Origin of the sequence: Vibrio sp. CB1-14, assembly GCF_040412085.2 — a bacterium.
Classification (GTDB): Bacteria; Pseudomonadota; Gammaproteobacteria; order Enterobacterales; family Vibrionaceae; genus Vibrio; species Vibrio chaetopteri.
The window spans coordinates 37,261-49,376 of record NZ_CP115920.1; the positions used below are offsets into that span (position 1 = coordinate 37,261).

Annotated in this window: 13 protein-coding genes; 6 read left to right on the top strand and 7 right to left on the bottom strand. The window is 50.0% G+C overall.

What is annotated here, in order from left to right; genetic code table 11:
* Window positions 1–24: 24 nt before the first annotated feature.
* The 7 genes from fliI to PG915_RS00190 are packed head-to-tail and all read right to left on the bottom strand — an operon-like array spanning window position 25 to window position 7,384.
* A complete protein-coding gene (fliI, locus tag PG915_RS00160; protein ID WP_353497388.1) occupies window positions 25–1,374 on the bottom strand; it encodes a flagellar protein export ATPase FliI in 1,350 nt (449 codons plus the stop codon).
* A complete protein-coding gene (fliH, locus tag PG915_RS00165) occupies window positions 1,367–2,116 on the bottom strand; it encodes a flagellar assembly protein FliH (RefSeq protein WP_353497389.1) in 750 nt (249 codons plus the stop codon). Before fliH ends, fliI begins: the two co-directional genes overlap by 8 nt.
* A 2-nt stretch (window positions 2,117–2,118) precedes the next feature.
* Window positions 2,119–3,135, bottom strand: coding sequence for a flagellar motor switch protein FliG (locus PG915_RS00170; RefSeq protein WP_112461401.1), 1,017 nt, complete (start codon window positions 3,133–3,135; stop codon window positions 2,119–2,121).
* Window positions 3,101–4,843 (bottom strand): flagellar basal-body MS-ring/collar protein FliF, encoded by a 1,743-nt coding sequence (fliF, locus tag PG915_RS00175; protein WP_353497390.1) that lies wholly within the window; start codon window positions 4,841–4,843, stop codon window positions 3,101–3,103. The genes PG915_RS00170 and fliF overlap by 35 nt, the downstream gene beginning before the upstream one ends.
* Window positions 4,844–4,846: 3 nt before the next feature.
* On the bottom strand, window positions 4,847–5,203 hold the full coding sequence (gene fliE, locus PG915_RS00180; RefSeq protein ID WP_042502074.1) for a flagellar hook-basal body complex protein FliE: 357 nt from the start codon (window positions 5,201–5,203) through the stop codon (window positions 4,847–4,849).
* A 12-nt stretch (window positions 5,204–5,215) separates the two neighbouring features.
* Window positions 5,216–6,553, bottom strand: a complete 1,338-nt coding sequence (locus PG915_RS00185) for a sigma-54 dependent transcriptional regulator (RefSeq protein WP_418642302.1) — start codon at window positions 6,551–6,553, stop codon at window positions 5,216–5,218.
* A 15-nt stretch (window positions 6,554–6,568) separates the two neighbouring features.
* Window positions 6,569–7,384, bottom strand: a complete 816-nt coding sequence (locus PG915_RS00190; protein ID WP_353497392.1) for an OmpA family protein — start codon at window positions 7,382–7,384, stop codon at window positions 6,569–6,571.
* A gap of 571 nt (window positions 7,385–7,955) precedes the next feature.
* Between PG915_RS00190 and PG915_RS00195 the strand changes: the two genes are divergently transcribed.
* From PG915_RS00195 to flhB, 6 genes are read left to right on the top strand one after another with little or no spacing between them, the layout of a single operon-like run.
* Complete coding sequence (locus tag PG915_RS00195; protein WP_353497393.1) at window positions 7,956–8,774, top strand: FliM/FliN family flagellar motor switch protein; 819 nt, start codon at window positions 7,956–7,958, stop codon at window positions 8,772–8,774.
* Window positions 8,771–9,142, top strand: coding sequence for a flagellar motor switch protein FliN (gene fliN, locus PG915_RS00200; RefSeq protein ID WP_353497394.1), 372 nt, complete (start codon window positions 8,771–8,773; stop codon window positions 9,140–9,142). Before PG915_RS00195 ends, fliN begins: the two co-directional genes overlap by 4 nt.
* 6 nt (window positions 9,143–9,148) lie before the next feature.
* Complete coding sequence (fliP, locus tag PG915_RS00205) at window positions 9,149–9,937, top strand: flagellar type III secretion system pore protein FliP (RefSeq protein WP_353497395.1); 789 nt, start codon at window positions 9,149–9,151, stop codon at window positions 9,935–9,937.
* Between the two features lie 9 nt (window positions 9,938–9,946).
* Window positions 9,947–10,216 (top strand): flagellar biosynthesis protein FliQ, encoded by a 270-nt coding sequence (fliQ, locus tag PG915_RS00210; RefSeq protein ID WP_112461405.1) that lies wholly within the window; start codon window positions 9,947–9,949, stop codon window positions 10,214–10,216.
* Window positions 10,216–10,992, top strand: coding sequence for a flagellar biosynthetic protein FliR (gene fliR, locus PG915_RS00215; protein WP_353497396.1), 777 nt, complete (start codon window positions 10,216–10,218; stop codon window positions 10,990–10,992). The genes fliQ and fliR overlap by 1 nt, the downstream gene beginning before the upstream one ends.
* A complete protein-coding gene (flhB, locus tag PG915_RS00220) occupies window positions 10,989–12,116 on the top strand; it encodes a flagellar biosynthesis protein FlhB (RefSeq protein WP_353497397.1) in 1,128 nt (375 codons plus the stop codon). Before fliR ends, flhB begins: the two co-directional genes overlap by 4 nt.

The window sequence follows — 12,116 nt, forward strand, 5'->3', positions numbered from 1 at the left end:
TATTCCCTCAACGAACTATTCCAATCAAGCACTCGGCTGAGCCTGAAACAGCGTCGCGAGCTCAGTCAAACTACTGGTAAGGTTCACCGCTTCGTTAGCGTCTTGTAGTAAATAGCCTTTGAGCTGAGGATGCATCGCCACCGCACGGTCAAGTTCGGGGTCTTGCCCTGGCTGATAACCGCCAAGGGGCAGAAGCTCTTTGACCTGCAAGTAGCTCGAGTAAAGCTGCCTGAATTGATTGGCAATAGTCGAATGCGCCTGCGGGGTACACCCCGACATACAGCGGCTTATCGAGGCGTTAATATCAATCGCTGGATAGTGGCCTTGCTCCGCCAGTTGACGAGAAAGCACCACATGGCCATCAAGGATAGCTCGCGCCGAATCGACCACAGGATCTTGCTGGTCGTCACCCTCTGCCAACACAGTATAGATAGCGGTTAAACTGCCATCAGGGTGCTCACTGTTACCGGAACGCTCCAACAATTGTGGCAAGACACTGAATACCGAGGGCGGATACCCTCGAGAAGCTGGCGGCTCGCCCAATGCTAAGGCGATTTCACGCTGCGCCATGGCATAGCGGGTTAGTGAATCCATCAACAGCAACACGTCGTTGCCTTTGTCTCGAAAATACTCGGCCACACGATGGCAAAGAAGGGTCGCACGTAACCGCATTAGCGGCGATTCATCGGCAGGGGCTGCAATGATGATTGCTTTGCGGCGCATCTCTTCGGTGAGATTGCGCTCAATAAATTCGCGCACCTCACGGCCACGCTCACCAATAAGTCCAACCACAATCACGTCCGCTTCGGTGTTTTGGGTGATCATCCCCATCAGGACACTTTTACCGACGCCACTGCCCGCCATCAAACCGATGCGCTGACCTTTACCCACTGTTAGCAAACCATTAATGGCGCGCACGCCGACATCGAGCGGCGTATCCACCGGACGTCTTTTAAGTGGGTTGATCGGATTCGGCTCTAACGACACTCGCTCGCCGCCTTTGAGTTTCACGCCATCATCAAGCGCTTCACCCAATCCATTCACCACTCGGCCTAACCAGTGATTGCCCAGATTGACAGAGCTATCACCATCGAGCGGCACCACTTTGGCACCAGCAAACAGCCCGCCCAGTCTGCGCACAGGCATAAGATAAGCAATATTGTGGTCAAAACCCACTACTTGGGCTTCAATCATATCGCCTTCGTCAGTTTCTACCAAGCAGCGCTGCTCGAGCTTAAATCGACAGCCGACCGCTTGTAGCATCAGGCCATTCACTTTTACCAAACGCCCGGTCACTCGCGCTACGGGAATCGTGCTCAGCGAGGCAATCGCATCGTGCAAGCGGTCGTTCAGAAGCGGCGAGACGTTAGACATCGCGTTCCTCAGCGTCATTGGCAATCACTTCATCTAGTAGATGCTCTTTTACGGCATCCATGCAGGTCTCTAAGCGCGAGTCGCAGCTAGCATCGGCTTCTGCCTCATCGGTGACCAGATGACAGCCACCGACAGGAAGCTCAGCTTTCGCAACCAGCTTCCAACCCGCGGCAAGTTCTGGATTGATATCGGTAATACGCTCTAGGTCTTGAGGGTTTAGGAACACAGTGACCTTTTCCGATTTACCCGGCATCGCTTCAAGCGTTTCATCGACTAGGGCAAGAATTTGTTGTGGCATCAGAGTCAGTTCAGCACGAATCACTTGCTGGGCTACCTTTTGCACCAACTCACAAATCACATGCCGTTGCTGCTGCTCTTTCTCTTCCTGCCAGCGCGAGAGCGCCACGTAAATATCGTTGACCGGTTTGACGGCGTCCAAGTAGGTCTGCTTACCGGCTTGCTCACCTGAGACAAAGCCTTGCTGAAAGCCTTCTTTTTGGCCTTCGGTCATCCCTTGCTGCTTGCCTTGCTCAACGCCTTGGTTAAACCCTTCGCGATGACCGCGTTCAAGGCCTTGCTGAAAACCTTCTTCCAGACGCTGCTGAATATCCATTTGCGTCGGTGCGTCATCCCAGTTGAGATCCGCTGCCAGTTCTTCACTGGCAGAAGGCTGGGCAACAGGCGGAAAGCGGTGCTGACGATAGCCTGTTGCTGGCAATGTGAATACTTTGCTGCGCGTCATGATTACTCCACCGTCTGCTCTTGATACAGAGTGAGTTCAATCTCACCAGCTTCCGACATCTCTTTGATGATTTGCATGATCTCATTGCGGGCACGCTCCACCGTGCTCAGCGGTACGGCGCCGCGCAGTTGCATGTCATCTTCTAGCGCTTTGACCATACGCTGCGGCATCGAGGCTTTGATCGCTTGCTGCAAGGTAATTTCCGCGCCTTTCAGTGCGACAGACCATAGCTCAACAGGCACCTGTTGTACCAAGGCATCCATGGTGTCTTCACGCTGTCTGCCAAGCACCATAAAGTCGAACATGTTCTCTTCAATTTCGCTCACCACTTTCTCATCATGCAGCTTGAGCATTTCCATCAACATCGCGCGGTCGCCAGAGAAGCGGTTAATGATATCGGCCACCTGCTTCACGCCAGACATAGGCGCACTTTGACTCACCGAGACTTGCTCGATGCAGCGCTCAATCAGCTCATTCAGATCGCCCACCACTTGGTGGTCAATATCTTGCAATGTGGCAATGCGATACAGCAGCTCATCATGGTAGTCCGATGGCAAATGGTTCAGTACTTGCGATGAGGTTTCTGGTGGCAAGTAAGCTAAGAAAATCGCCTGCATTTGTGGGTGTTCGCTGGCAACAAAGCGCGCCAGTACTTCAGCTTCAACCCATTGCAGCCTCTGCATGTTGTTGCGAATTTCATCGCCGTATAGGTTATTCAGAAGGCCTTTAGCCAAATCGTTACCCAGAGCTTTGCGCAGCGTATTCGACAGATACTCTTTTGATGCGCCGCGAATGCCACTGTGTTGCCTAAAGTCGTCAAAGAAGTGCTGAATAACATTTTTCGCACTGTCACTCTTGATGCCACTGAGCTTTGCCATGGCTTTAGTGACGCGCTGAGTTTCATCACGAGAGAAGTGACGCAATACCTGTGCGGCGGCATCTTCTCCCATGCCGAGCAGCACCAATGCCGTGCGTTCGACGTGACTAAGCGTTGCTGGCGTTGACTGTGCTGTTTTCATTGACGTTTACCCATTGTTTAAGGACTTCGGCCACGCGCTCCGGCTCTTCGGTCGCGATAAGTTGTAGATGTTTCAATTGCAGTTCAAGCGGTGATCCCGGCGGTGGCAACATATCGCTGCTCGCATCAAGTCCGGACGATGTCGACTCAATTCCGCGCTCCGTTAGCTTGCGGTTGAGACGTTCTTCGCGCTCACGCTCTTCGCGAGTTTGAATGTTTTCTTGGTACTCTTCTTCTTGAGGCTCCGCAAACTCCAGTTCATGCCCACGTCTGTCTGCACCGGTTAAATGCATGATCAGTGGACGCAGCACAAAGAAGATCATTGCCATGCCAAGCATGCCGCCAATCACGTAGCGCAGTGGCTGCTGAACCGTCGGATCTTGCCACCAAGGCATCGCTGGCGGCGCTTCAATCTCGATTGGCGTGAAATTAAAGCTCATCAAACTCAAACTATCGCCACGCTCGGTAGAGATGCCCACTGCATCGGTGATCATGGTAGAAATTTGTGCACGCTCTGCCGGTGTCCAGGCTGTGCCATTTGGCGCCGCGGTCTCGTTAAGTAGAACAGAAACACTTAACTTATCGATTTGACCTTGTTGGTACTGAGTGCGACGAACGCTACTACCGACCGCATACTGACGATTCAGCTCACTACGTGCGTTGGTATTTTGACTGTCGTTGGTTGGCACTTCACCCGTGACTGGCGGTTGGTTACTCAAAGAGCCAGGGATACCGAGAGCAATCTTATCAACCGTGTTATTCTGAATGCTGTGCTCGTTACGTACCACCGGGTTGGAATCGAGAATTTCTTGAGTCTCTTCAACTTGACTGAAGTCCATATCCGCCGCCACTTGGACACGGAAGTTACTTGGCCCGACAATCGGCGTTAACATGTCCGCCGCGCGCTGGATGATCTGCTTCTCAACGTTCTTTTGATACTCCAGATATTTCGCATTCACCTTACCGGTTGCCGCCGAAGCAACATCAGCACTGAGCAAGCGGCCGTATTGGTCGATAACCGATACCGATTCAGACTTCATCCCAGTGACACTGCCCACCACCAAATTGATGATCGCTTCCACTTGATCCGGCTTGAGATCTTCACCCGGTTTTAGCTCAATCATCACCGACGCCGAAGGATCTTCACCTTGCTGGCGCACAAACAGGGTTTGTCTTGGAATGGCTAAATGCACACGAGCATTGGAGATGGCATTAAGAGAGATAATAGTTCGAACCAACTCCCCTTCCAAACCATGACGATAGCGCGCGTTTTCCATAAATTGGCTGGTACCGAGTGAGCTGTCTTCCTTAAGAGAGTCCAGACCTGTTGGCAACTGAGCTTTAACGCCTTTCGCTGCAAGTAGCATGCGAATCTTGGCAACTTGCCCTTCGGCAACAAGCACTTGGCCGTTTTGCTCTTGAAGACGATAAGCGATACCTTCCGACTCCAACACCGAGACAATTTCGCCAATATCAAAACGCTCTTGCTGGCTATACAGCGGACGATAGCTTTGCGATGAACTCCATAACGCGACGACAATGATCGCCGCAACAATCGCTGCCAACACAGCAGACAATACAAGGTTGCGCTGCGAGCTTGACCACAGTTTTTTCAGTCTGGCTTGAACATCATCTGTTTTGGATGCCGACTTAGGCGCGACATCAATAGAGCCCGGCATGGTCGCCGTTTGAGGGGCTAATTCAGACATAGGTTACACCGGCATCTTCATGACATCTTCAAATGACGCCACAACCTTGTTGCGAACCTGCATCAGTGCCGAGAACGACAAGCTGGCTTTTTGACTGGCGATCATCGCGCCCACCAAGTCATCACTTTGACCCGTTTCCACCGCCGTCATTTTCTTCGACGCTAGCGATTGGTGCTCATTGACCATATCCAAAACGTTTTTCATCGCACCAGAAAATGCCAACGGTTGATTGACCTTTTGAGTGTCCATTGGATTGTTGGTCACCATAAAGTCCGGTTGAACTTGCTGCTGCATCGCTTGCATCTTGGTCAGCATCAACTGCTCTGCAGATACGGCATTATTGATAGGTTGCATCGCCATCTAATTTCTCCTTTATGCAGCCGAGCCGATGGCTGACTGTAAATCAATTCCTTGCTCGCGCATCGCGGCTAGCTTGTAGCGCAGTGCACGTGTGGTTACCCCAAGCGCATCCGCCGTTTTAGTGCGGTTACCGCCAAATTGGCGCAACTTTTCGAGAATAAACTGGAACTCGGCCTGCTTTTTCACTTCCACATGCCCCATACCTTGTTTTCCCATCCCTTGATGGATAGCGACGCTCGCCGTTGGCAGTTCGACTGGCAGCATCAAATCGTGCGCAGTAATGTAGTCGCCGTGGCGCATGACTAAGGCGCGCTGAATGACATTTTCAAGCTCACGGATATTACCTGGCCAGTGGTAGTGACACAGCGCTTGCTCGGCATCCGCCGATAAATGGCAATTGCTATGCTCTTTGTATTTGTTGATGAAGAATTGGCTGATCGGCAAGATGTCTTCTTTGCGATCACGCAGTGGTGGCCAGTGCAGTGGCAGCACATCTAAGCGGTAATAGAGATCTTCTCGGAATTGACCTTTGCGCACTTCCTCACGCAGGTCTTTGTTAGTCGCGGCAATCACACGAATATCTAAAGCGATCGCTTTGTGGCTACCGACACGCTCAACCTCGCGCTCTTGAAGCACACGCAGTAACTTAGCTTGTACAGCTGGTGACATTTCACCAATTTCATCGAGCAAGATAGTGCCTCCGTTGGCCTCTTCAAACTTACCCGACTGAGAGCCTGTCGCTCCGGTAAAGGCACCTTTAACGTGACCAAACAGCACCGCTTCTAGCATCGATTCTGGGATCGCCGCGCAGTTCACTGCTACAAAAGGCTGATTGCTGCGCGGAGATTGATCGTGAACATAGCGAGCCAATACTTCTTTACCGGTACCCGACTCTCCAGTGACCAATACACTAGCACTAGTACAAGCGGCACGATGCGCCAGTTGTAGTACTTGTTTACTGCGCCATGATTCCGCCACGATGTTAGCCATCGGTTTTTCCAGCGCTTCCACGCGCTGAATAAGACTAAGCAGCTGCGCGCCTTCAAATGGACGTAATAGGTAATCCGTCGCACCCGCTTTCATCGCTTCCGCAGCCAAAATCCCTTGGTCTTGTTCAACAATGGCAATCGCTACACCCGGATTGGACTTACGTTGATGACAAGCGATCCATTCACGAACACTCATGTCCGGCAGCGCCGAGCTGATTAAGCTGATGGTGGCTTTATCCTGGAGCAGTGCCGCACGGCCTGTTTTCACATGCGTCACACTAAAGCCCTGCTCTGTAAGCAAGTCGATTATTGGCGCGGCATTGATGTCGCAAGGCTCAACGAAGAGAATATCCTTATGCATTAGCTGAGTTGGCATTTATTGCACCTCTGTCTTCTGATCCATTGAAGACGCTGATTGTGAAGAATCGTGTCTGACTACGCGCACAGTAACGCGGCGGTTTTTCGCTTGGCCAAATTCGGTATCGTTGGTGCTCACTGGATAACGAGCTCCATGAGCACGGACTTCGATAAGCGACTTTGGTGCGCCAAGCTCCATCAAAGTGCTGGCCACATCATCAGCTCGCACACGAGACATCTGTAAATTACTAGTGGTACTGCCTACGTTGTCGGTATGCCCATCGACCAACACTTTAGACACGCTCTGATCGGCAGTGAGATAGCTCACCAGAGATTCCAAGGTACGACGTTGTTCGCTCGATACCACACGCTGACCAAATTCAAAGTTCAGCACCACGTCGCGTGCTTGCTGATAGCTCATTTCTGGTAAGGCAATCCGGCAGGCGTTGAATCGAATAAACGCAGACTCAATGCGAGTCGATGGCAATACGTAAGCGTCACTGTGCGTTTGCGCACCCGACATGGCACTGACTCGAACCCAAGCACCTTTGCTCACTGCACCGAGTAGCGATTCAATACCAACATCGAAAATCGCATAGCCCTTGGTGGTTTTTGCCGCTCTATCGACCATGCTGTGTTGTGCCGGAGTTTGCCAAGGCGCAGTCAGCTGAAATAGTTCGGCTTGTTGAATAGGTTTATTAGGTAAATACAGAACAGCGGAAAGCGGATTATTTGGTTCCGCGTGGAAGTAAAACTTCCCCATATTATTTGGCAACTGATGTTCAAGTTGGCACTCAAATTCACCGTCTTTGGACTGCCAATTAACCAAATCCATAGGTATATTAACGTCAGCGCCAAATGCGAGGTTAGTCCCAAAAACAAAGCTGCTAGAAACAAGTAGCACAAACAATTTATTAACAACTTTAGCTTGAAAGTGTATTTTACAGTCCCTTGACTCAGTAAAACTAGCCAATAATAAAGAGAGCCTATTCTTCCCTGCCCGAGAATTCATATTGCCACCCATCTAATGTTTATGTTGCTGACATATACAAACCTAGTGTCATATAAGCCACATCGCTTGAACGCCATCAGCCAAGTGCTTATAAAACATAAATTTAGGTAAATTACTCATTCTGACACTGATAGCCTACGCGGTACGTAGGCTATTTACCTGGCGTATTAAACGCCTAGATATAATTATTATGCGATTAAGCTACCTGCATTTATTTTATATTTAAAGATGGTTTATTAAGTGATAACAAACATATGAACCAAGTTCACATATTTACATTCAAAGGCTAAAAACAACTAAAAAAACCAGAGTAGACTGACGAAAAATGACATTGTTAACGCCAATTAGCGTGTCATTTACAACAGGTAAATCAGTCAAGAGATTTAAGATGAATATGGATGAACAAATTGTAACCGAACCAGATTCTGTTCAAGCACTAAATGTTGAATTATTAGGCAAGCCTATTCATATCATCAAAAATAAGCTTGAGTCGATTATTAATAGCTCACAGCAATATTTAACCAATGAGCTTCAAGCTTGGTTAAAAACGCCTAACATTCATGTCGAACTGACTGACATTCAGCTCAGTACGCTAGGTGCAAATCTACTTGATAGCCGCAACTGCGCAGCGCAAAAGCACGCCAATCAAGGCGCGTTGTATGTCTCTGTTGAGCCTATGATGCTCATGAGACTCTCCGATGAATTCTACGGTGCAGGCATCGAGCGCAGTCAAGCTGAGCTCACCAACAGCGATGTTCGTTTGCTGCAACGCATTAGCAAACATGTAGCGAACTGGATTGCCCCAAATGACACTTGGCAAACGCAAGAACTCGAAACCCTAACTGGGATTGGCATTGTCGCCACCCTCACTATTCAAATGCAAAATAAGCAGGCGCCCCTAACCATGGTGTTGGATAGCGATCTGATTCAGACCTTGGTCAGCGAACTTGAGCTTACGGCCAACCCAGAGCTTGCCAGCGAATTTTGTCAGGCACTGCACACCACGCCAGTCAAACTGAATGTGCAGCTTAGCAAGAATGTCATGCCACTGACTCAGGTACTCGATCTCAAGCCAGACGACATTCTACCCATCGAATTACTTAACCACGCCCCAGTTAACATCGGCAAACAAACGCTGTTTACGGGTCGAGTCGCCGAACAAGACGGCCAACTGGTACTGATTTTAAACGAAGATAAGGAAACCCACCGATGAGCGAATCGCTAGATCAGACGGCTTTCGATAGCAACGATTTACAGTTCGATGATTTTGAACTGGAAGATTTCGATACCGATACGCCAGTTGCTGCCGCGCCGAACACCGCGACACGCAATCTGGATTTTTTCAAAAACATTCCTGTTACCGTGACGCTGGAAGTCGCCAGCAAAGAGGTTGCCCTTGGCGATCTCATGACTGCAGGAGAAGGCAGCATTATTGAGTTAGATAAACTTAACGGTGAACCACTGGATGTGAAAGTGAACGGCTCCCTAATGGGACATGCTGAAGTTGTGGTCGTCAATGATAAGTACGGTCTACGTCTTATCGACGTGGTGGAATCGGCTCTCACCTCCATGGGTAAGTAGCCTAGCATGTTGAGTTTACGCACTCAGACAATTCCTACGTCAAGATGGCGCGCACTCGCCTCGATCTTTGTGATTGGCGTGCTGCTATTGGTCAGCAGCCAGCCTGCCTGGGCTGAGAATGGACTGACTTTTTTGACCGTCAACGATGGTCAGTCGGAGCAAGAGTACAGCGTTAAGCTGCAAATTTTGCTGCTAATGACAGCACTGAGCTTTCTGCCAGCATTCTTGCTGATGGCCACCAGCTTCACGCGCATCATTGTTGTGTTGGCCATCTTGCGTCAGGCTCTCGGCTTACAGCAAAGCCCGCCCAACCGAGTGCTGATTGGTATTGCCCTGTGTTTGAGTATTCTCATCATGCGACCTGTCTGGAGCGATGTGTATGAGAATGCGTTTTTGCCCTACGACCAGGGTGAAATCACTTTGATGCAAGCGTTCTCAACCGCAGAAAAGCCGGTTCGTCACTTTATGTTGGCGCAGACCCAGCGCAACTCGCTTGAACAAATGTTGCGCATTGCCAATGAACCCGTTGACTCTAATGTTGAAGAAATCTCGTTTGCGATAGTGCTCCCCGCGTTTGTTATCAGTGAGCTAAAAACCGCGTTTCAAATTGGCTTTATGCTGTTTATTCCTTTTTTGATCATCGACTTAGTCGTGGCCAGCGTGTTGATGGCCATGGGTATGATGATGCTGTCGCCGCTGATTGTATCACTGCCATTTAAATTGGTGGTGTTCGTATTGGTCGATGGCTGGGCGATGACGGTAGGCACACTGTCTGCCAGTTTTAGTACCGGGTAAGGACACGCTATGACCCCAGAAATGACCGTCGCGCTGTTCTCTAACGCCGTTTGGCTCATCATCACTATGGTGATGGTACTCGTGGTACCCGGACTCTTGGTTGGTTTAGTGATTGCGGTGTTTCAGGCTGCAACACAGATCCAAGAACAAACATTAAGTTTTCTCCCTAAGCTTTTAGCTACTTTGCTGATGGTGATCTTCGCCGGTCACTGGATGCTTCGAAAGCTGATGGAATTATTCGACTACTTGTTCCACAACATTCCAGGGATGATTGGTTGATGCCAATTACGTTCGCCGAAATTTCACAATGGCTCGGCCAATTATGGTGGCCCTTTTTCAGGATTGGGGCTGCTTTTTTGGCCATGCCATTTTTCGGCGACGCGTTAATTCCGGTATGGGTACGAGCGCTGCTCGCCCTATCGATAGTGGTGATCACCGCACCACTGATGCCAGCGATGCCTGCTGTCGACTTATTCTCGATGACGTCGCTGTTTCTCGCCTTTGAGCAAGCCATGTGGGGCGTGTTCTTTGGCCTTATCCTGCACCTATTTTTCAATATCTTCACCATGCTGGGACAGATAGTGTCACTGCAAATGGGTCTCGGTATGGCCATCATGAACGATCCGGTCAATGGCCTATCGGTCGCCATTCTCGGTCGCATCTTTTTGCTTCTATGTACCTTGCTGTTTTTGGCGCTCGAAGGCCATCTTCTGGTGATCGACATTCTGGTGCAAAGCTTTGTCATTTGGCCGGTAGGTTCCGGATTATCGGTGTTCTCACTTGATAGCTTGGTCTCGCTGTTTGGCTGGATGTTCGCATCTGCATTGGCACTGGCGCTGCCGGCGATTGTGTCTATGCTGCTTGCCAACATCAGTTTTGGTGTCATGAACCGCGCCGCGCCTAGTTTGAACGTCTACGCGCTTGGTTTTCCCATGACCATGTTACTGGGTCTATTTAGTATTTTGATCACGGTGAGCGGTATCCCAAGTCGCTATACCGCGCTGGTGCACGAGACGCTGTCTTACCTCAACCTGTTTATGGTGGGCGGCGCATGAGTGAGCAATCGAGCCAGGACAAAACCGAGAAAGCCTCGCCCCAGAAAGTCAAAAAGGCGAGGCAAGAAGGCCAAATACCCCGCGCCAAAGAGTTCACCACTGCGGTGCTATTTTTGATTGTGGCGATGTTTTTCTACAGCCAACTGCCTTGGATTTGGGAGCACATCTCTGGGGTGTTTCACTTCAATATGTCGCTAACACGCCACGATTTAGAAAACCCACAACAAATGCTCGAGCAGCTTGGACAAAGTCTGGCGATCATCATTGAGCTGTTGCTACCGCTGTTTGCCGTCATCATCATTGCCTCCGTTGGCAGCAGTTTGATTTTGGGCGGCTGGATGTTTCGACCAGCCAATATTCAGCCAAAGCTGAGTAAGCTCAACCCACTGTCAGGCATCAAGCGCATGTTCTCTTCGCGCTCAGTGGTTGAGCTCATTAAATCCTCACTCAAAGTCGCGGTGATTTTTGCCCTGCTTTATACCTATCTCGACAGCAATTTTTCGCAGCTGCTTGGGATGCAAAAGCTGACGTTAAATCAGGGCATTACCCTAGTCATGACTATCTTGTTTGAAGGCTTGCTCCTGATGGGCGTAGCCCTGCTGATTTTTGGGGTAATTGATATTCCCTACCAGCGTTACGAGCACCTAAAGCAGCTCAAAATGACCAAACAAGAGCTCAAAGAAGAATATAAGAACAACGAAGGTCGACCAGAGGTCAAACAGCGTATTCGCCAAATCCAGCAACAGTTCGCTCGTCGCAAAATCGACCAAGCGGTACCGAAAGCCGATGTGGTGATCACCAACCCGACTCACTACGCGGTCGCTCTCAAATACGACAATGATTTATCAGAAGCGCCATTTGTGGTCGCCAAAGGCATCGATGAAACCGCAATGCACATTCAGCGCATTGCCAGAGAAAACAATGTGGAGGTACTTAACTCACCGCCACTCACTCGTGCCATTTACCATACCACTGCGATAGAGCAAGCCATACCCAGCCAGCTCTATATCGCCGTGGCGCACATACTGACTTACGTCATGCAGCTCAAAGCATTTCGTCGCGGCAGCGGTAAAAAACCGATGCCGCTACCGTCGTTTACTATCCCTAAGCACTTGCAGCATTAA